Source organism: Phyllobacterium sp. MT110 (genome assembly GCF_058792715.1).
On sequence record NZ_JBXAFE010000006.1, the window covers coordinates 112,432 to 133,439 of the forward strand.

Below are 21,008 nucleotides of genomic sequence, written 5' to 3' on the forward strand. Positions count from 1 at the left end.
GAAAGAGGCTCAGCCCTGCTGGCTCATGCTGTATTTTATCTGGCGCATCTGGGTGATGACACGCTCCATTTCCTCGTCTGACAGGATCGGCGGTTCGCCCAAAGTGAGTGCCTGGACATAGATGCGCGACAAGGTTTCGACTTCGATTGCAAGCCAAAGGGCGGATTCAAGCGTCACCCCCAGGGATATCTGACCATGCTGGCTGAGCAGGCATGCCAGCCTGTTCTCCAGTGCGACGATCGCATTGTCGGACAGTGCCTGCGTTCCAAAGGTGGCATAGGGCGCGCAACGGATCGTCGTTCCTCCGGCAATCCCGGTCATGTAGTGGAAACTCGGGATTGTCTTGTTGTGGCACGCAAGCGTTGTCGCATAGACCGAGTGGCAATGCAGAACCACATTGATATCGGAACGCTTCTGCAGGATATCGCGGTGAAAGCGCCATTCGGACGATGGCGGCCGCCCCACATAACTGCCATCGAAGTGCATCTCGACGAGATCGTCCGGCTGCATGGTCTCATAAGGCAGGGACGACGGTGTCACAAGAAATCCGCGATCCGTGCGCACGGAGAGATTTCCCGACGTTCCCTGGTTGACGCCGCTCGAGTTCATCAACCGGCACGTCGTCACCATTTCCCGGCGAAGATCGATGGAATCTTGTACTGATGTGGTCATTCAGGCATCTTCCCGCTGCTCATGGCATCCCGACGGATTTATCACCGCTTACTTTGCGGAAACAAGGCGCTCAAACCCTCCGCCGAGGCTTGGGCAACGCCACGTTCGGTAATCAGCCCGGTTATGAGACGCGCGGGGGTCACATCGAAAGCCGGATTGGCGGTGGGGCTGCCCGTCGGGGAAATCTGCACGGAGGCGATTTTACCGTCGGCTGCCAGTCCCTGCACATGAGACACTTCCGCACCGGCGCGTTCTTCAATCGGAATCTCGCTGATCCCGTCATGGACAGTCCAATCGATCGTCGGGGAAGGCAAGGCCACATAGAAGGGAACGTTGTTGTCCTTGGCCGCCAGGGCTTTCAGATAGGTGCCGATCTTGTTGCACACGTCGCCGTTGGCCGTCGTCCGGTCGGTACCGACAATAACCATGTCCACCTGACCATGCTGCATCAAATGTCCGCCCGCATTGTCGACGATCAGCGTATGCGGCACACCGTGTCCGTTCAACTCCCATGCCGTCAGTTGCGCGCCCTGGTTGCGCGGACGTGTCTCATCAACATAGACATGAACGTTGATCCCCTCCTCCGCCGCAACGTAGATGGGAGCGGTTGCTGTGCCGTAATCGACGGTTGCGAGCCAGCCTGCATTGCAATGGGTGAGAATATTGACCGGCTCGCCCGGCTTTTTCCTTGCGGCAATATCGCGAATGATTTCGAGGCCGTGCAGGCCGATCTGACGATTGAGCTGTACGTCTTCCTCGGCAATGTCAGCCGCCCGGCGATAGGCGGCCGCCATGCGGTCCTTTTCCGGTAGCGGCAGCAGATACTGGCGCATCGTATCGAGCGCCCAGCGGAGATTGATGGCCGTTGGCCGGGTTTCATGCAGCTTGTCCCACACATCGTGCAGTGCGGCATCGGAGGGATCATCCGCCATGGCGATCGCAACGCCATAGGCCGCCGTCACCCCGATCAACGGTGCGCCGCGCACCCACATATCGCGGATGGCAATGGCGACATCATCGACCGTTTTCAGTGTCACCACCTTGAATTCGTGGGGTAGCCAGCGCTGATCGATAATATCGACGGAGCGACCATCATTGTTGAGCCAGATGGTGTGATAGTGACGGTCTGCGACTTTCACAGGGTAATCTCCTTTTCAAGCCGCTCAACCAAACCGTTGATTTCAGCCAAACTATGGATATGGCGCCGGTTGCAGGCCAGATGACGGCCGAATTTAAGCGCCTTGGATTCGCATCGCGCTCTCAGGTCCGGATCCTCGATCAGTTCAAAATCGGCGTTGTGGGCAAGGCCGAGAATGCGCCGGTGTATTTCAATCCCGGCGAACCCCAGCATGTCCTGCCAGATGTCATGCAGCACTTCGTTGAGCGCCTGTTCGGCACCGAGGCTGTCATCCTGATCCTCGAACAAGGCGCGTTGATACAAGATGCCGTTGCGTTCGGTACGCCAGAGATGAGAAAACTCGGAACGGAACGTTTCCCAAATCGTCTCAATGGCTTCAAGCAGGGAACGGCGCATGTCGCGACGGTTGTCATCCTGCTCGTGACCGCGCTGCGCCAGATAATTCATCCAGAAATTGGCGAGCAGCATGCCGACATCAAAGGCGATGGGCCCGTAAAACGCAAATTCCGGATCGATGACCCGCGTCTCGCCGGGTGTGACCATCACCGACCCGGTGTGCAGATCGCCGTGCAGCAAGGTCTCGGCCTTCGTGGCGAACAGATGCTTGAGCCGCTGCGCTTCCACCTTGAGGTCACGGTCGGCACGCAATGCAGCGACAAGCCCGTCCAGTTGCGGCGCGGTATGCCTGTTCAGCGGGGCGTTGAAATAGGGATCCGAAAAAACCAGGCTCTCGGTGATGTCGCAGAGTTCGACATTGTCGGCAAAGAGCGCGACATCAGCCTTGCGCGTCGCCGCTTTCATTGAAAAATCTGAGCCACGGAACAGGGTACGGGCGAGAAACAGGCCGAGATCACGGGCCGCATTGGGATACTGATTGCCTTCAATCAGCCCTCGCCGCAAAATGATATGGGGTGACAGGAATTCCATAACGATAATGGCCTGCTCACCGTCGAAATGGAAAACTTCAGGCACCCTGCCCGGATCACGGGCCGCCTGTCGTGTCAATGCATGGTACTCGAAGAATGAACGTTTCAACGGCAATGGCCAGCTCTCGCCGACCAGCCGCACATAGGGCAGTGCCTGTTTGACAATTGCACTGCCCGCGCTGCCTTCGACAATGAAGACCAGGTTTAAATTGCCGTCGCCGACTTCGCGGACCTTCCAACTCCTCCAGTCTTCACCGAGCCGTTGCAGCAGCATGGTATTTTGACCGAGACGAAGCGGCAGCGTTTCCACATTCAGGGCCTCAAACATTGGCATTTCGATATTCCTCCCTGCAGACATGGACCGTTTCTCAGCTTTTTGTGCCCTTGCCCTCCATTTGTTAAGGCAGCAAACTGGCAAATGTCAATGGCCTTGACATTTGATGATCCGGCGTCCTAGCATGCTCGCAAGGGGAGGAGCAGATGGTCGAGGAAACCGTCTTCCGTATTGAAAAATTGCGCAAATCATTTGGTTCAATCCAGGTACTGGATGGGATCGATCTGGAATTGCGTGCGGGAACTGTCACAATCCTGATGGGTGCCAACGGCGCTGGAAAATCCACGCTTGTCCGGGTTATCAGCGGTGTATATGCGCGAACGTCGGGAGCAATCAGCCTCGATGGCAGGGAGTTTTCGCCGGCCTCGCCCATGGAAGCCATTCGTGCAGGCGTTGTAACGGTTCACCAGAATATCAATGATGGCGTCGTAGCCGATCTGGACGTTGCAACGAACCTGACACTGGATCGATTGAACGGGCGTGGGGTGCGGGCAATTTTCAACCCGCGTCGCGTACGGCGGGAGGCTGCTGTCGTCGCCGAGCGCATGGGGCTGCATATCGATCTTGGTGCGATTGTTGCCGATCTGCCACTGGCAGAGCGGCAGATGGTCGCCATTGCCCGGGCCATGGCGCATGAGCCGAAGGTGCTCATTCTCGATGAGCCGACATCGTCCCTGTCGAGCGTGGAAGCAGAACGGCTGTTTCAGGTGATCGATCGTTTGCGCGCCCGCGGTGTGGCGATCCTGTACATATCCCACCGCATGTCCGATATACGCCGGCTGGCAGACATTATTGTGACGTTGCGCGACGGCCGGATCAGCGGTGTTTTTGATGGCCCCGAGCTGGACTACGGCGGCGCAGTCAACGCCATGCTCGGTCAAAAGATCAGCCTCGGCAACGTCGTCACCAGAGATGCCAGCGCACCGGTTCTGCAGATCGAAAATCTGTGCATCGCTCCGGGAAGCCGGCCATTCTCGCTCACGCTGGGCGACGGCGAGATCGTGGCCGTCACCGGCCTCGTCGGCGTGGGCAAAACGGCCCTTGCCGAGACGCTTTTCGGCGTCCGAAGGCCGATATCGGGCAGCATGCGCCTCGACGGCCGGCCCTATGAGCCCCGCACAACCAGACAAGCCATCAATCAGGGTGTTTTCCTTGTCGCCAAGGACCGCGCAGACAGCGGTATCGTGCCGGATTTCAACATATACGAGAATATCAGCTTGCCGTTTCTTAAACGCAGCAGCTTCTTTTCGGTTTCCAACCGGCGGCGGGAAAGGAACAGGGCACGCGAGCAGATCGCGTCGCTTGGTGTCGTCTGCCGCACCGAGCGGGACGAAATGGACACCTTGTCCGGTGGCAACCAGCAGAAAGTCATGGTTGCCCGCTGGTTGAGCGAGGCATCGCGCATGCTCATTCTCGATGAACCGTTTCAGGGCGTCGATATCGCCGCAAGACGGGATATCGGCTCGAAACTTCGCGCCTCGGCCGATGGGCGTGCGACCCTGGTCTTCCTGACCGAGATCGACGAAGCCTTCGAAATTGCGGACCGGATTGTCGTCATGTCGGAACACACACTCGTCGGCGAGCATCGCAACGCCGATGTCAACATCGATAAGCTGCTGGCAGAAATCGCCGGCCAGCACAGAATGGTCATTTGAATGAATACCAATACACCACCGACCTCCGCTATTGCCCCCGCTTCAAAGCACGGGACGAAAAGCAGCGCCGTGCCTGTCCGCGATCTGGCAATCAAATACGGCTTTCTGTCTCTGCTTGCCGGTCTGATCATCTATTTCTGTATCGTGACCAACGGGTTTGCCTCGCCGCAAAGCGCGGTGTTCATTCTCCAGTCCGTCTCTATCACCGGTATATTGGCGCTAGGCGTTACGGCAACGCTGGTCGTTGGTGGTTTCGACCTTTCAATCGGATCCGTGGCGACCACCGCCATGATGGCATCGTCCTACGTCATGGTGGTGATGGGCGGAGACGCCCTGACCGCGACCCTCGTCTGTCTTGCCATCGGCATCATCGTCGGGCTGATCAATGGAATATTGATTGTCTATATGCGGGTCCCCGATCTCCTCGCGACCCTGGGCATGATGTTCCTGCTGGTCGGGCTTCAGCGCATTCCGACCGAAGGACGCTCGATCGCCACGGGAATGACCTTGCCGGACGGCAGCGTCGCCAATGGTACGTTCAGCCCGGTTTTCCTCGCCTTGGGCCGTCACCGCTTCGACTTCATCCTGCCAAACCTCCTGCCGGTATCCGTTGTCGTGTTGATCGTCCTGGCCGTGCTGATCTGGTTTTTCCTCGAATACACCCGCTTCGGACGCATGATGTATGCCGTTGGCTCGAACGAGCGCGCGGCCGAACTCGCCGGCGCTCCGGTTAAAGCATACAAGATCAGCGCTTATATCATATCGGGCGTTTTTGCCTCCGTTGGCGGCATATTGCTCGCTGCGCGTCTTGGCCGCGGCGACATCGCCTCGGGCAACAATCTGCTGCTCGATTCCGTCGCTGCGGCATTGATCGGCTTTGCCGTGCTGGGCGCGGCAAAACCCAATGCTTTCGGCACCGGTATCGGTGCGCTGTTTGTCGGCGTGCTGCTGCAGGGGCTGACCATGATGAACGCCCCCTACTACACGCAGGATTTCGTCAAGGGCGCGGTGCTGGTGGTCGCACTGGTGTTTACATTTGCACTCTCCAAAAGAGGCAAACGCTGAGCGGGCGGATGCCCCGAGGCAATTGGGACAAGTATAAAAAATCGAAAATGGAGGAAATGAAATGAAGGTGACGCGGAGATTTTTTGCCAAGCTCGGGTTCGGCTTGCTTGGTGCGACCATGTTGGGCGGTGCTGCATTTGCCGATGGCATGCCCGCTCCGTTTGACAATCCCGGCAAGGTCAAGATTGCCCTGGTGCGATACCTTTCGACGGGTGACTTCTTCCAGTCCTATCTTTCCGGCGTCGAGGCGCAGGCAAAGGCGCTTGGCGTCGATCTTCGCGTGCTGGACAGCCGGCAGGATGCTGCCTTGCAGTCTGACATGGTCGATCAGGCGATTGCCCTCGGTGTCAATGGGATCATCATCCAGCACGGCTTGACGGAGTCCATGAAGGATGCCGCGCAACGCGCCGTGGACGCCGGGATCAAAGTCGTTGCGTTCGACGTGAATGTCGGCAACGACAAGATACCGCAAATCGAACAGTCCGATCGCGACCTTGCCCGGCTGGCCCTGGAGCAGGCCGTCAAGGACAATGGCGACAGCTGGAAAGCCGGTTATGTCTATGTCGCAGGGATCGCGCCTCTCGACCGGCGCGACGAGACCTGGAAGGAATTCAAGAAGAAATATTCCGGCATTCACGAAGCCGCCATGTTCGGAACGATGGACAATCCGATCGCCAATTCGGTAGCCAATCAGGCGCGCTCGGTCATCTCCGCCAATCCGGACATTACCGTGATGTTTGCGCCCTATGACGAGTTCGCCAAGGGCGTAAAAATTGCCGTTGACGAGGCCGGGCTTTCCTCCAGTGTCAAAATCTATTCGGCGGATATTTCGACATCAGACATCGCGGCAATGCGTGAGCCAGCCAGTGCCTGGACCGCGACCGCTGCGACCAATCCGGCCGTTGTCGGCCAGGTTTCGGTGCGCGCGCTGGCCATGCTGCTTGCCGGTCAGGATCCGGGTCACAACGTCATTGTGCCTCCGACACTGATCACACAAAGCCAGCTCAACAGCGCCGATATCAAGAACATGGAAGAACTGGCGGCCAAACTGCCGCAATTCGCCCATGCTGATGTCGCGGTGCCCGCATGGATGCCGCTTCCCAAGGGCAAATGACAAACGAAAAAGGCGGCCCGAAAGGCCGCCTTTTTGTTGTGTACCACCACGCCCCGATCAGCGCAGAGCCGCCGCGATGTTCCCGCCATCAACAGTCGTCACATCGGCTGTTGTCCGCTCCGCCAGTGCATGGTGCAAAAACGCCTGGGCCACATCATCGGCCGTGACTTCCAGCCCGAGCAAATTGCCCGCCATATATTCGCTGGTCGAAAGCCCGCGGGATGCCGAACGGTTTGCAATCATCTCGTCGTTCAACAGACCGGACCGGATGCGGTCTGCGTTGACCGCGTTGGAGCGTATGCCGTCCGCACCATGTTCCAGGGCATACTGGCGCGACAAGAAAAGGGTCGCGGCCTTGGGCAGGCCATAGGCACCAAATTTGGCACCCGGATTGACCGCCTGCTTGCTGGCATTGAACAGAAGAGCGCCGCCGGTCCGCTGTTGTTTCATGATGCGTACGGCACATTGCGCCACGGTCTGGTGTGCAAAAAAGTTGAGTTCGAAACTCTTGCGCAGCAAATCGTCGTCAAGGGTTGCAATCGGGCTTTCCCATGCGGCCCCCGCATTGGAAATAACGATATCGACACCGCCATAGGCGGCAACGACAGCCTCGAACGCCGCACGGACGGACGCGGGATCGGTCACATCGCAGGCCAGGCCGATGGAATCATTGCCAGCCGACCGGGCGACGGCCTCCGCCTTTGCCGCGTCGAGATCCAGCACGGCAACGTGAGCGCCCTGCTGGGCGAACAGCCTGGCCGTTGCGGCCCCGATGGCGCCCGCCCCACCCGTCACCAAGGCCACCTGGCCCGTGAGCGGCTTTGCCTTCGCGCTGGCAAGCTTGGCCTGCTCCAGCGACCAGTATTCCAGATCAAACAGATCGGGCCGGCTCACCGGTTCGAACCGCCCGATGGACTCCGCATCCCGCGCCGCTTCGATCCACATCTCACCGACATCCGCGGCAATTCTGGCGTCCTTGAGCGTACGGCCGTGTCCGAACATGCCCAGGCCTGGTACCAGCGTCAGCCGCGGCATCGGATCGAGCATGATCCGCTTTCCGCTGCTGCGCTGGTCATTCGTTGTGAAATAGTCGGTATAATCCGCCACATAAGCCGCAACGGCGCGTTCCACCGCCACCTTGAACGCATCGAGATCACTGCCATCAGGCGCTGGCAGCACCATCGGACCAGTCTTGATCCGTATGGACAAGTCAGGGGTCGACACGCCGCGCTGCGCCATCTCGTGAACGGTAGTCGCATTGACAAACTCGAGGATCGCCGGCGACGAGCGGAATTCGCTGACCATGCGATCAAACTTGCCTTCGCCCCGATTGACGGCGACGGCGCCGCGCACGATAGCAGCGAGATCACCGGGTTTGGCGAGCATTTTCGGCAACGCCGCCGGTGTGAACGGGTTCCGCCCCTTGTCGCGGACATAGGTCTCGGCGAGCGAGACATAATGAATCATGCGGTCGTAGGCTTCCCGAGCCGTCGCGCCAAACGTAAAAATGCCGTGCTTGTCGAGAATGAGACCGTCAACGGTGGGATCCGCATCAAAAACCTCGGCCGCTCGCTTTGCCAGATCAAAACCGGGCATCACATAGGGCACGAAGCCCATCTTGCTGCCAAAGATTTTCTCACTGAGGGCCCGGCTCTCCGCCTGGTCAGCGATGGCAAGAATTGCGGTCGAGTGGGTGTGATCGACAAATTTATGCGGGATGAAGGCATGCAGCAGCGCTTCCACTGACGGGTTTGGCGAAGCCGGATCAATCAGGTTTGCCCGTTGCAGGGTGACCATATCCTCGTCCGACAATTTGCTCAGCTTGCGAGCCTTGAGCAGGGGGGCGATCTTGACGGCCGGCAGGCCGGTGGGCTCGATGATACCCATGTCCCAGCCGCTCCCCTTCACGCAGAGCACATCCCACTCGTCACCAATCAGATCCTTGACCGTGGTTTTGACGGAGGTGTTTCCGCCGCCATGCAACACCAGCTGCGGCACGCTTCCGAGAAGCCGCGTGGTGTAAGTTCTCAAAGCGAGATCGCGGTTGATACCCTTGGCGGCATAGACCGCCACCATGTCTTCCGCCTCTTTGTCATTCCACAAATTTTTCATGCGAACTCCTCCCGTCCGGCAAATGGTCTCACGGCCTGGCAACGGGCCAGGCGATCCGCCAATGTTTCCAACTGTTGCTATGTTTGTTTGAGCCCGGCGCCCTTGGCGCGTTTGAGCAGGCGTTTCGCCATGGATGCCGTGACCATGAGATGGGACGCGAACCCGCCCTTGATGGCTGCCACAAGCGGTTCGTACTTGCTGTCCTCCTGAACCACCAGCATCCTCTTTGGGATTTTCCGGATGGAATCGAGGTCTGCAGAAATACAGCGCCGGTTATGGGCGCAGTCCAGCCACTGCCCGTCCGCGTCGATCAGTTGCCCGGCAATCACGCCCGCAGCGCCGGCCTGCCCGAGTGCATGCATTTCTGCCGCGGTGATCGCGCCGCATTTCACCAGATGGCTGTCATCTTCGATGCCGCCCACGGAATAAAGCGCCAGCTGACAGTCGGTGATTGCCAATAACTGCTCCCGGATGACCGGCTCCCGGCGCAGCTCCTCCGCCAGACGTTCAGAGCTGAGCACGAGCGGTGCGTAAAGGTTGATGCCCTCCGCGTTCAACCGGCGGGCAATTTCAGTCGTGCATTGATCCGGGCGATAGGAATACGGCGCCCCGAGATTGCCGCAGAGCTGCACGACCGCCACGCCCTGCAGGTCTGCGTAAGGCATGACGTCGGCGATATGATAGACCGTCCGCCCCCAGGCCACGCCGACACGATCGCCCTTGTTGATCAGCTCAATGAATGCAGCCGCTGCAACAACGGGCATTTCGACCGATGGATTGAAAGCCTGCCGGTCTTCAGGAATGATCCAAACGGTTTCAAGGCCAAGGGCATCCTCGGTTTCGCGCGCAAGAACGTCATCGGAAAACAATTCCGTCGATGTGGAGATGGTGACAATGCCGATTTCGCGCGCACGGCGCAGATACATCGCCACGGACGCGCGGGAAATATCGAGATGCTTGGCCACTTCGTCTTGCCGCAAACCATGGGTATAATAGAGCCAGGCGGCCTTATGGATTATCTGATCGGCGGACCGGACAGGCATTGAAGTTCCTCACAAAATATCGCTGATTAGACAATATTCATGTGATCTGACAAAAGTCAAATAGCGATTATCTGCTGTCTGCGTTGCGCGCTTTTCTCTTCGCAGTTTTATGGGAAAGTCGCATTGCCACCCCCGCCCCCGGGTGGCAAATCGATGCGTGAGCGCCTCAGGCGAGCTTTGGTATGGCGTCGAGGAGCGCGCGCGTATAGGACTCCCGCGGCGCGTCGAATATTTCCTCCGCCGTCCCCACTTCGATGATCTTGCCGCGATACATCACGGCAACCCGGTCGCAGAGATGACGCACGACGGAAAGGTCATGACTGATGAACAGCAGCGTCAGTCCCAGTTCCTTGCGCAATTGCAAAAGAAGATTGAGAATCTGCGCCTGAATGGAAACGTCGAGCGATGCCACCGGTTCGTCGCAGACAATGACCTCGGGGCGCATGGCCAAGGCGCGGGCGATGGCGATACGCTGGCGCTGACCGCCTGAGAACTGATGCGGATAGCGGTCCGCAAATGCTGGGTCGAGCGAGACAGCCTTCAGCCACTCCGCCACATATGAACGGGCTTCGGCCTTGCTGGTCAGACCATGCGCTATCGGTCCTTCCGCGATGGACTGTCCAATCGTGCGGCGCGGGTCAAGTGATGCAAAGGGATCCTGAAAGATCATCTGGACATTGGTGATCAGCTTTCTCGGCTGCGGGCCGGCAGACATCACCGGGCTGTTGTTCAGCGTTACCCTGCCTTCGGTCGGCTGATAGATGCCGCAAACAATCCGCCCGAGCGTCGATTTGCCCGAACCGGATTCCCCGACCAATCCAAGCGCCTCTCCCTTTGCGATGGTCAGATCAACGTTTTCAACGGCAAGCACCGGCGTCTTTGATTTGAGCAGGCCGGTCCGCTCGCCCAGCCGCGCCCAGAAACCACGTTTCTGTTCAAACACTTTGACGAGCCCATCCATCGCCACGAAGGACGGATCGGCCATCGTCGCGGCAATGGGATGCGCAGCGCTTTCGCTGTCATTGTCATTGGCGCCAGCACCCAACCGCCGACCGGGCTTTGACCGCGATGGCAATGCATCGAGCAGAGATTGCGTATAGGGATGGCTTGGCGTGCGCAGGACCTCCGTGGCAAGGCCCGTTTCCACGATCTTGCCCGCCTTCATCACGGCGATGCGCTTCGAGATGGAAGCCACGGTTGCCAGATCATGGCTGATCCAAATCATTGAAATGCCAAGCTCGGCAACCAGCGACTTTACTTCAACGAGAATTTCCGCCTGGACCGACACGTCAAGCGCCGTGGTTGGTTCGTCGGCAATGACAATTTTGGGCCGGTGCAGCAATGCGATGGCTATGGCAACGCGCTGGCGCATGCCGCCGGAGAACTGGTGCGGATAAAAATCCACCTTCTGTTCAGGATCGACAATGCGAACCTTTCGCAGCGCCTCGACGGCACGCAGGCGCGCATCGGCGTCCGAGATCCGTTCATGCGCCTGCAGCGCCAGGGTCATCTGATCCAATACGGTCAGGACCGGATTGAGCGTCATCATCGGGTCCTGGAAGACCATGGCAATGTCCCGGCCACGGATCTTGCGCAATTCCGGCTCGCTGAGGCCAACAAGCTCGCGGCCGTCAAGTTTGATCGAACCGCTGACAATGCGCCCTGGCTTGTCGATGAGACCGATCAGGGAAAAGCCGGTAATGGACTTGCCCGAGCCTGACTCGCCCACCAGTCCCAATATCTCGCCCTTTTCCAGATGGAGCGAGATGCCGTCGACTGATTTCACGGTTCCCGTCCGCGCCTCGAAATAGGTGCAAAGATCCGTCACTTCGAGAAGGGGAGCGGTCATCGTTTCAACCTCGGATTGAGCTGACTCCGCACCTGATCACCGACAAGATTGATCGCCATGATAAGAATGATGAGAGCCACGCCCGGATAGATGGAAATCCAGTATCGGCCGGAAAGAAGATACTGGAAGCCTCCGGAAATCAGCATGCCAAGCGATGGTTCGGTGGGCGGCAGGCCGACCCCGAGAAATGACAGGGTTGCTTCTAGCGAAATGGCGCTCGCCACCTGTACGGTCGCCACGACGATAAGCGGCGGCAGCGCGTTGGGCAGAATATGCCGTGTCACCACAAACCAGCCGCTCATGGGTACGGACAGAGCCGCCTCCACATAATCCTTGTTCCGTTCAACGGCCGCCGCGCCATGGGCAGTGCGCACGAAATAGGCATATTGCGAAAAGACAAGTGCGACGATCAGCTGCCCCTTGCCCTGCCCGAGGAGTGCCGCCACCACGAAAGCGAGCAGGATCGCCGGGAACGAAAGCTGCAGATCCACCAGCCGCATCACGAGGGCTTCAAAACGGCCGCCCACATAGGCGGCCGTACAGCCGACCAGCGCGCCGATCGAAAAGGCTATCGCTCCCGCGAGAAGGCCCATCTCCAGCGAAATGCGCAGGCCGTAGAGGATGGCGGAAAAGAGATCACGGCCCTGGCTGTCGGTTCCCAGAATGTGGGTATATCCGCCGGTGCCGATATATCCCGGTGCCCTGCGTGCATCACGCATCACAAGGCTTGAAAGATCGTAGGGGTCCTGCGGCGCAATCAGCGGCGCGAAAACAGCCAGCACAATGACAACGAGCAGTATGATGGCAGCGATGACAGCAACGGGATGGCGTGCAAACTCTGCCCAGAAATCGGATGAGGTACGGGCTTTTTCGACGGATAGGGTCATTTGCCGCCCCCATGGCGCATGCGCGGATCGAGGACGGCATAGGCCAGATCGACAACCAGGTTGATCGTAATGAACATGAGCGAAACCAGCATGAGATAGGCCACCATCACCGGCCGGTCCAGCGACGTGATGCTGTCAATGATCAGCTTTCCGAGGCCCGGCCACGAATAGATCGTCTCGGTCACGACGGCGAACGCAATGGTCGAGCCCAATTCCAGTCCGAATACGGTCACGAGCGGAATGGAAATCAACCGCAGCACATGCCGGCGCAGGATCGTCCACTCATGGATACCTGCCGCCCGGGCAAACTTGATCGTATCGGTCAGCATGACTTCCCGCGTGCCAGAGGCCGCCAGCCGTATCATCATCGACATCTTGAAGAGGGACAGGTTGACGGCCGGCAGGATGAGGTGGCGCATGCCATCGAACGTCAGAAAACTGAGGGGAACGCCGAAAACAGAAACCGTCTCGCCGCGGCCGCCTGCCGGCATGATGCCCAGTTGCACGGCAAAGACCATGATGAGCATGAGCCCGATCCAGAAGGTGGGAACCGAAAAGCCGAGAATGGACAGCGCCATGATCACCTTCGCGGTCCAGCTTTCCGGTTTGTACCCCGCATATATTCCAAGCGGTATGCCGATAAGGCTTGCCAGGAGAACAGCGATAACCGCGAGCTCCATTGTCGCGGGGAAGCGCGAGGCAATCAGCTGGGAAACCGGCATGTTGTAGACGAATGAACGACCCAGATCGCCATGCAGAAGGTTGCTTGCGAAGTGCAGATACTGCTGCCAGATGGGCAGATCGAGGCCATACTGCGCAATGACGCGATTGCGGATATCCTGGGTTGCATCCGGAGAAATCAGCACGTCGACCGGGTTTCCGATGACGAAGACACCCAGAAAAACCAACAATGACATGACGAGCATGACCAGTGCCGCTTGCCATAATCGCCTGACAATGAACGCAACCATTCGCTCAACCTTCCCCTGCACATTCGTGCTTGTTTGAATTGGCTGTCACCGGCGGGTTTTCCTGCCTCCCCCGGTGACAACAATCAATGCCAGCCGTTTTCCAGCTCTTCCCGTGTTTCCCCGACGGCAACATCCCAGATCGCCAGCATGTCCGCATCGGGTCGTTCGAACAGTCCGTGGTAGTTGCCCTCGCCCTGAGAAAGCTGTGCCCGCTTGCCGCCGGCGCCGACGCGGGCTAGCGCGCCAAAATCAACGCGTTCCTGTGCATGGTCTGGCTGGGCGACACCCGGAAGGCGCGTCCAGGGGAAATTTTCCATCCAGGAGGCGTGCGATGCGCGATTGTCGATTTCGAGAACCTTGCCCATGGTCTTGGGTGCACGCCACCAATCGTGCATTTTCACACTGGCATCGCGATTGCGATTGAGCCATTCGGAAACAACCGTTGCCGCCGGCGTGTTGCCCCCATGGCCGTTGACAATGAGGATACGGCGGAAACCGCCATGATAGAGGCTATCAAGGACGTCCTCGATCACGCCGACATAGGTGCGCAGGCCCAGCGATACGGTTCCCGGAAAATCGGCAAAACTTGAAGCAAGCCCATAGGGCAAGACCGGGAAAACCGGAACGCCGAGCGGCTCGGCTGCATCGACCGATACTTTTTCCGCCAGGATCATGTCGGTGGCGAGACTCAGCCGCGCGTGTTGCTCCACGCTGCCAATGGGCAGGATGCACCGGTCATCCCTGCGGACGCGTTCCTCAACCTGACTCCAGTTCATCGCACTTATGCGCATGCCTCTTACCTCTGCTGATTTCGTCCCCAAGCATAAACACAAGGATCGTGCGCATACAAGTTCCAAATGGTACAAAAATTACGTTTGACATACAGCAATAGCAAGATATTTTGTCCCTAATGGAACTTAATGGTGAGGAGCGCGCATGCAGAACCTGATCGATCTCGCGCTGCTGGAGGGCCGTGCCGGACGCACGACAGCGCCGAATGAGAGTATTGCGGAAAGCGATATTCTTTATGCAAAGCTGTGGTCGAACCCCTGTTGGCTTTCCTTCCGCATCAACTATCTGGCACTGCACTACAACAACCCCGTATATGGCACGATCAATGCGGATCATGACCTGCTGCGCCCCGAATTCGTCGTGCTCTATTCGCTGTTTCTGCGGGACCGCACCACGCTTTCGGAAGTGGTGGCCGGTTCCGGTTTTCCAAAGAACACGTTGAGCCGCGCAACCAAGAAGCTCGACCGCCTCAAGCTGGTCCGGCGCGAGGAGGATCTGGGAGATCTTCGCCGCGTCGTCCTGTGCCTGACGCAGGAAGGCCGGGCGATTGTCGAAGCCAAGATGGCGCCCATGATCGACCGGGAACGCATGATGCTGGAGGCACTCAGCCCCGCCGAACGCATGATGCTGTCCGACATCCTCGCCAAAATGGTCATCGCTTCGCGCGGCTGGCCCGACACGATTTCTTCCGACGCAACCGCATTCGAAGAATAAGAAGCAACCTCTGGAATAGGGAACAACAATGCAAAGAAGACTGAGAGCCCTCTTATTGGGAACTGCACTCCTGCTGGGCACAGGCCAAGCCATCGCCGCAGACCTTATCATGGCGATCAAGGCCGGGCCGGCTTCGATGGATCCGCATTTCACTGCCACCGCAGCCAACGCGGAAGCAACCAAGCATATTTTCGATACACTCATCCGCTCGGGCAGCAATCTCGAGCTGGAGCCATCGCTTGCGCTCAGCTGGACAGTCATCGACCAGACGACCTGGGAATTCAAGCTGCGTCAGGGCGTCAAGTTTCACGATGGATCAGATTTCACGGCGGAAGATGTGAAATTCTCCATTGAACGCATTCCTCATGTCACCGGCCCCAACCCCGCGACAATCTTTGTGCGCCGGGTCAAATCGGTGGAGGTGGTCGATCCATTCACCGTGCGTGTCAAGACAGAAGGCCCCGCGCCCACTCTGCCGAATGATTTTGTGCGTCTGTTCATCACCTCGCATACGGCAGCCGCCAATTACTCAACGCAGGAAACAGCGGCCGAAGGCTTCAATTCAGGCAAGGCAACCATCGGCACCGGCCCTTACAAGTTCGTTTCCTGGGCTCCGACACAGGATCTGGTTCTCCAGCGCTTCGACGGCTATTGGGGCGGAGCACAGCCCTGGGATCGCGTCATTCGCAAGGAAATACCCAATGATGCAGCACGCGTTGCACAGTTGAAGGCAGGACAGGTCGATGTGATTTCGAAAGTGCCCGCCGCGGATGTGCCGGTGCTTGAACGGGATGCGTCGCTTGCCGTGGTCAAGAACGAGAGCATCTATATCAGCTATCTCGAGTTCGATTTCCGTGAGAAAAGCCCACAGGTCTTTGATAAGAGCGGCGCGAAGCTCGACAAGAATCCCCTGCTCGACCCGCGTGTGCGCGAAGCTATCGATCTCGCACTCGACCGCCAAACCATCGTCGAATTCGCCCTGGAAGGGATGGCTGTCGTGCCGACCCAATTGGTCACATCGAATATCTTCGGCTATGACAAGTCGCTCCAGGCACCGGCCTTCGATCTGAAGCGCGCCAAGGAACTGCTGAAGGATGCGGGTTATCCCAACGGCTTCAAGATCACGCTCAGCTATGCCAATGATCGCATGCCAAACGAGCTTGGGCCGACAGTCGCGCAGATGCTGGCCGCAATCGGCATCACAGCCGATGTTAATGGCGTGCCTGCGACTGTGTTCAATCCGGCAAAGACCCGGGGCGAGTATTCACTCTACATGGCCAGTTGGGGCACGTTGACGGGCGAAGCAAATTACATGCTCTCGTCGCTGATGCACGCCCATGACACCGCAAAATCGCTGGGCGCATTCAATGTCCGCGGTTATGCCAATCCGCAGATGGACAAGCTGATTGAAGACGCCGGAGCCGAGATGGATACGGACAAGCGCCGCGTCCTTCTGGAAAAGGCCAACAATCTCGTCGCAACGGACCGCCCCGACCTGCCTCTCGCAACGCAGCTCAGCGCCTGGGCCGTGAAGAAGGCCAAAGTCGTCCTGACACCCCGGGCGGACGAAGACACGCTGGCGATGAATATCCGTCCGGCGCAGCAATAAGCATCGACGTGAAAGGGCCGGATACTGATCCGGCCCTTTTGTTGTTTCACACGCAGGAAAGACAGACATGACGAACATAGCTCTGGCCATTCACGGCGGTTGCGGCGTGATGGCCAAACTTGATCTGAGCGAGGCTGAGTGGGCCGGCGCCCGCGCCGATCTGGCATCGGCACTGAAAGCCGGTTGGGCAATTCTGAGTTCCGGCGGCTCCTCGCTCGATGCGGTGGAAGCTGCGGTGGTGGTGATGGAGGACAGCCCGCATTTCAATGCAGGATACGGCGCCGCGCTTAACGAACACGGTATCCATGAACTGGATGCATCCATCATGGACGGCTCCAGCCTGGCTGCCGGTGCGGTCTGCGCCAGCAGGGCTATCCGCAATCCCATAAGGGCAGCACGCGCAGTCATGGAAAAGGGAGATGCGGTTCTCTTGAATGGAACGGCGGCCGATCGTTTCGCTGAAGTGGCTGGACTGGCCACGGAACCGCAAGCCTATTTCACGACCGAACGCCGCCTCATCGCTCTTGCCGCCATGAAAGCCCATGAGGCCCGGGGCACGTCCGCGCTGGCGAAGGAGGCTGAGAAACACGGCACGGTCGGCGCGGTTGCGCTTGATGCCGCCGGTCATCTCGCAGCTGCGACCTCAACGGGCGGCTACAACAACAAGCCCGATGGCCGTATCGGCGATTCCCCGATCATTGGTGCAGGCACCTATGCGCGGGATGGCATCTGTGCCGTATCCGGTACCGGCAAGGGTGAAGTATTCATCCGCCATGTCGTCGGTCACGAGATCGCAAGCCGGATGGCCTATCTCGGAGAAGACCTCAAGACAGCTTCGGACAAGGTCATCCACGAAGACCTCAAACGGCACAATGCAGGTGCCGGGCTGGTTGCCGTAGGTGCCGACGGCTCCATCGTCGCGCCGTATAATACCGATGGCATGTTCCGCGGCTGGGTCACCAGCAACGGTGATGTCTTTGTCGGCACGCACGACAAAGTTTTCCAACTCCCGGATCTTCCACGCTAAGACCTGGGCGGCATGGTTGACGGCACCTTATGGTTAAAATCGGGATTCAGTCTTTCTTGGTAATTTCCTGTTAGCAATTGCAGCAGTGAAACCGATTGGCCTCGTTCGCGCCATCGACAGTTATTTCGAGTACGGGTGCCTATGCGTGTTTCGTGTGTGCTGACAATCATGTTTTCGTGCCTCGTGCTGACGAACTGTCAATCCAGTTCGGGCGTGGACGATGTGCTGGCGCAACGGCCTTCGCAGGAAATGACCAGTTCGGTAGTCCGGCCAAGCCGTTCGGTGAAGCGTATCGCCATGGCAACCGTCCCCCCCTCACCGGTACCCCAGCAGGAAATTCTGGCATGGGCCGGACCGGTCCCGGAATCGGCAGCGATCCTGCCTCCGGCACCATCCCCTGTCATGGCCGCCCCAACGGAAAGGCCGGTCCCCCCGCCTACCTCCACGGATCCCATGGTCAAGCCTGCGCCGCAGGCCCGAATGCAGATCTACAGCCGCCGTTTCCGCGATGCCAAACCCATTAATTTCGGGCCGGCATCGCCGAAGAAACTCGCCGTGCACGGGGTTGACGTGTCGCGCTGGCAGGGTGACGTGGATTGGGCGAACCTGCGTACGCAAGGCGCCAATTTCGCCTATATCAAAGCTACCGACGGCGGCGATCATATCGACCCGATGTTCAAGACCAACTGGCGCAAGGCCAAGGAAGCCGGTCTGAAGCGGGGCGCTTATCACTTCTTCTACTGGTGCCGCACGGCGGGCGAGCAGGCTGACTGGTTCATCCGCAATGTTCCCCGGGAACCCGGTGCGCTTCCCCCTGCGATAGATGTGGAATGGAATGGCGAATCGAGCTGCAAGCGGCGCCCTTCCCGCGCGCAGGTGCTGGAAAAGATGCAGGTCTTCATGGACAAGCTGGAGAAACATTATGGCCAGCGGCCGATCATCTACACCGCCCCGGATTTCTATCGGGACAATCTGAGGGGCGAGCTTGCCGACTATCCCTTCTGGTTGCGCGCGGTCGCCGCTCATCCCTCCAAGGTTTATCCCGGCCGGCGCTGGCTGTTCTGGCAGTATTCCGGTTCGGGCCTTTCCCATGGCGTCAGTGGCCGAATTGACCTCAACGTATTCCATGGCAGTGAGGAGGAATGGCACAACTGGGTGACGGCGCGGGCAGGTTAAGCGCCACGCAAGCGTGGCGCCAATTACATGCAATTTGCGTCCCGGGTTTAACCTAATTCTGACGAATGGCCGCTATTCAAGGTGTTCCATTCTGAAGGGGGAAAACAATGGCGTGGAGACTTATGCTGGCAAGTGCCGTACTTGCCATGACACGGACGGTGCCGAACGTTTTCACCGGGCCGCGCAGTTCTGGTCTCGTATCGGACAACGCCCTCGAAATGCAGTTGAATCCCGCTCCCATCAATCCCGACTGGATATTGGACGGTAACCCGCAGGCGCGCGCACGCCAACAATCCGCGAGCCGCGACCGGGCGGCCTACACCGCGATATGGGATTGCACGGCCGGAACCTTCCGCTGGTATTTCGGTTGGGACGAAACCGTCTGCATTCTCGAAGGTGAAGTGCACGTCACAGACGCGGAAGGGCTTACCCGTACCTTGCGTGCGGGAGATGTTGCCTACTTTACCGGCGGAACATGGGCAACCTGGAAGATAGACCGCTATCTGAAGAAGGTCGCGTTCATGCGCCGTACCCTGCCTGCACCGGCATCATTCATCTATCGCGCCAGTGATGCCGCCCGCAGGCGTTGGGGCCGCACCAAAGGCGGCGCGCTGCAATAGGGCAGCCCCTTCCAGCCAAGATTTCCCGATCTATCGCAGCTTGAGATTCTCCCGGGTCAGCTGATCAACGGAGGTGCAGCCCATGAGCTTCATTCCCCGCTCTATCTCGATCTTGAGCTGATCCAGCGCGCGGTCGACGCCAGCCTGACCGGCCGCGGCAAGGGGATAAAGATAATAACGTCCGATCCCGACCGCCTTGGCGCCCATGGACAAGGCCTTGAGCACATGCGTCCCGCGCTGGATTCCGCCGTCCATGATCACATCGATTTTGTCGCCCACGGCGTCAACGATCTCAGCCAGTTGGTCGAATGCGGCGCGCGATCCGTCGAGTTGCCTGCCGCCGTGATTGGAGAGAATGATACCCGTGCAGCCGATATCGACTGCGCGCCTTGCATCCGCCACCGACATGATGCCCTTCAGGCAGAACTGCCCTGACCAGTGCTGCACCATTTCGGCAACATCATCCCAAGCCATCGAGGGATCCAGCATCTCCGTGAAATACCGGCTGATCGACATGGCGCCGTTGCCCATGTCCACGTGTTCTTCCAGTTGCGGCAGGCTGAAGCGTTCATGGGTGAGATAGTTCAGTGCCCATTGCGGCTTGATGGCAAATTGCAGCATGCCGGCAAGATTGAGCCTGAACGGAATGGAAAAGCCGGTGCGCAAATCACGCTCGCGGTTACCCCCGGTAATGCTGTCGACTGTCAGCATCATCACCTCGACGCCAGCGTCCTTGGCCCTCTGCATCATCGCCCGGTTCAGGCCGCGGTCCTTGTGAAAGTAGAACTGATAGACCTGCGGGCCGCTATAGGATTTGCGCAGTTTCTCAAGGCTGACTGTACCCAGCGATGAAACACCGAACATCGTGCCGTGCCTTGCCGCTGCGGCTGCAACAGCATGCTCTCCCTGATGGTGAAACAGCCGCTGCAGGGCCGTCGGGGAGCAGTAGAAGGGCACGGCAAGCTTTTGTCCCATGACGACAACGGATGTATCGACACTCTTTACCCCGCGCAGCACATTGGGAATGAGATCGCAACGGTCGAAACTTTCCGTATTCCGGCGATAGGTGACTTCATCATCCGCTGCCCCGTCGATATAGTCGAAGATTGGCCCCGGCAGCCGCCGTTTGGCCAAAGTCCTGAAATCGTGGAAATTGTGGCAATCGCTCAGACGCATCATTCAACCCTTGTTTGATTCACGCCTCAGAATAGGCGGGAATTGCTGCGGATGCACTAAGTGTGGCGACAAGACATCATTTTCCAACAGGTATGAGGCTGAGCCTCGGTTATATTGCCCATGCGTCA

At 58.6% G+C, this 21,008-nt stretch carries 18 protein-coding genes; 8 read left to right on the plus strand and 10 right to left on the minus strand.

Annotated features, from left to right (window positions below; genetic code table 11):
• Positions 1-9 precede the first annotated feature (9 nt).
• The 3 genes from AC1Q5O_RS22230 to mtnK are packed head-to-tail and all read right to left on the minus strand — an operon-like array spanning position 10 to position 3,070.
• Positions 10-672: a class II aldolase/adducin family protein gene (locus AC1Q5O_RS22230; protein ID WP_464663855.1), complete on the minus strand. Its 663-nt coding sequence runs from the start codon at positions 670-672 to the stop codon at positions 10-12.
• 41 nt (positions 673-713) lie between these two features.
• Positions 714-1,811: an S-methyl-5-thioribose-1-phosphate isomerase gene (mtnA, locus tag AC1Q5O_RS22235; RefSeq protein WP_464663854.1), complete on the minus strand. Its 1,098-nt coding sequence runs from the start codon at positions 1,809-1,811 to the stop codon at positions 714-716.
• A complete protein-coding gene (gene mtnK / locus AC1Q5O_RS22240) occupies positions 1,808-3,070 on the minus strand; it encodes an S-methyl-5-thioribose kinase (protein ID WP_492565996.1) in 1,263 nt (420 codons plus the stop codon). The genes mtnA and mtnK overlap by 4 nt, the downstream gene beginning before the upstream one ends.
• A 146-nt stretch (positions 3,071-3,216) precedes the next feature.
• On the opposite strand from mtnK, the gene AC1Q5O_RS22245 reads away from it, so the two are divergent.
• The 3 genes from AC1Q5O_RS22245 to AC1Q5O_RS22255 all read left to right on the plus strand — a co-directional run bounded on the left by AC1Q5O_RS22245 (position 3,217) and on the right by AC1Q5O_RS22255 (position 6,904).
• The gene (locus tag AC1Q5O_RS22245; RefSeq protein WP_492565998.1) at positions 3,217-4,725 is read left to right on the plus strand and encodes a sugar ABC transporter ATP-binding protein; all 1,509 of its coding nucleotides are present in this window, start codon (positions 3,217-3,219) and stop codon (positions 4,723-4,725) included.
• A 69-nt stretch (positions 4,726-4,794) separates the two neighbouring features.
• Complete coding sequence (locus tag AC1Q5O_RS22250) at positions 4,795-5,790, plus strand: ABC transporter permease (protein WP_165401922.1); 996 nt, start codon at positions 4,795-4,797, stop codon at positions 5,788-5,790.
• Positions 5,791-5,851: 61 nt separating this feature from the next.
• A complete protein-coding gene (locus AC1Q5O_RS22255; RefSeq protein WP_464663852.1) occupies positions 5,852-6,904 on the plus strand; it encodes a substrate-binding domain-containing protein in 1,053 nt (350 codons plus the stop codon).
• 57 nt (positions 6,905-6,961) lie between these two features.
• Here the strand turns inward: AC1Q5O_RS22255 and AC1Q5O_RS22260 are convergent, their stop codons facing one another.
• From AC1Q5O_RS22260 to AC1Q5O_RS22285, 6 genes are all read right to left on the minus strand, one after another.
• Entirely contained in the window at positions 6,962-9,016 is a 2,055-nt protein-coding gene (locus AC1Q5O_RS22260; RefSeq protein ID WP_492566000.1) for a bifunctional aldolase/short-chain dehydrogenase, read from the minus strand.
• Between the two features lie 77 nt (positions 9,017-9,093).
• The gene (locus AC1Q5O_RS22265; protein ID WP_492566002.1) at positions 9,094-10,059 is read right to left on the minus strand and encodes a sugar-binding transcriptional regulator; all 966 of its coding nucleotides are present in this window, start codon (positions 10,057-10,059) and stop codon (positions 9,094-9,096) included.
• A 166-nt stretch (positions 10,060-10,225) separates the two neighbouring features.
• Positions 10,226-11,908: a dipeptide ABC transporter ATP-binding protein gene (locus AC1Q5O_RS22270; protein WP_492566004.1), complete on the minus strand. Its 1,683-nt coding sequence runs from the start codon at positions 11,906-11,908 to the stop codon at positions 10,226-10,228.
• Positions 11,905-12,795 carry an ABC transporter permease gene (locus AC1Q5O_RS22275; RefSeq protein ID WP_472460266.1) on the minus strand — a complete coding sequence of 297 codons (891 nt, stop codon included), beginning with the start codon at positions 12,793-12,795 and terminating at the stop codon, positions 11,905-11,907. Before AC1Q5O_RS22275 ends, AC1Q5O_RS22270 begins: the two co-directional genes overlap by 4 nt.
• Positions 12,792-13,766 (minus strand): ABC transporter permease, encoded by a 975-nt coding sequence (locus AC1Q5O_RS22280; RefSeq protein WP_288191405.1) that lies wholly within the window; start codon positions 13,764-13,766, stop codon positions 12,792-12,794. Before AC1Q5O_RS22280 ends, AC1Q5O_RS22275 begins: the two co-directional genes overlap by 4 nt.
• Before the next feature lie 83 nt (positions 13,767-13,849).
• Positions 13,850-14,557 (minus strand): creatininase family protein, encoded by a 708-nt coding sequence (locus tag AC1Q5O_RS22285; RefSeq protein ID WP_492566007.1) that lies wholly within the window; start codon positions 14,555-14,557, stop codon positions 13,850-13,852.
• Positions 14,558-14,702: 145 nt separating this feature from the next.
• Between AC1Q5O_RS22285 and AC1Q5O_RS22290 the strand changes: the two genes are divergently transcribed.
• From AC1Q5O_RS22290 to AC1Q5O_RS22310, 5 genes are all read left to right on the plus strand, one after another.
• On the plus strand, positions 14,703-15,272 hold the full coding sequence (locus tag AC1Q5O_RS22290; protein WP_346308230.1) for a MarR family winged helix-turn-helix transcriptional regulator: 570 nt from the start codon (positions 14,703-14,705) through the stop codon (positions 15,270-15,272).
• Positions 15,273-15,327: 55 nt separating this feature from the next.
• A complete protein-coding gene (locus AC1Q5O_RS22295) occupies positions 15,328-16,881 on the plus strand; it encodes an ABC transporter substrate-binding protein (protein ID WP_492566010.1) in 1,554 nt (517 codons plus the stop codon).
• A 67-nt stretch (positions 16,882-16,948) separates the two neighbouring features.
• On the plus strand, positions 16,949-17,908 hold the full coding sequence (locus AC1Q5O_RS22300) for an isoaspartyl peptidase/L-asparaginase family protein (protein ID WP_492566012.1): 960 nt from the start codon (positions 16,949-16,951) through the stop codon (positions 17,906-17,908).
• 141 nt (positions 17,909-18,049) lie between these two features.
• Complete coding sequence (locus tag AC1Q5O_RS22305; RefSeq protein ID WP_492566014.1) at positions 18,050-19,084, plus strand: glycoside hydrolase family 25 protein; 1,035 nt, start codon at positions 18,050-18,052, stop codon at positions 19,082-19,084.
• Between the two features lie 107 nt (positions 19,085-19,191).
• Positions 19,192-19,704 (plus strand): cupin domain-containing protein, encoded by a 513-nt coding sequence (locus AC1Q5O_RS22310; protein WP_492566016.1) that lies wholly within the window; start codon positions 19,192-19,194, stop codon positions 19,702-19,704.
• Positions 19,705-19,734: 30 nt separating this feature from the next.
• On the opposite strand, the gene AC1Q5O_RS22315 is transcribed toward AC1Q5O_RS22310, so the two are convergent.
• Positions 19,735-20,880, minus strand: coding sequence for an alpha-hydroxy acid oxidase (locus AC1Q5O_RS22315; protein ID WP_492566331.1), 1,146 nt, complete (start codon positions 20,878-20,880; stop codon positions 19,735-19,737).
• Between the last annotated feature and the right edge of the window lie 128 nt (positions 20,881-21,008).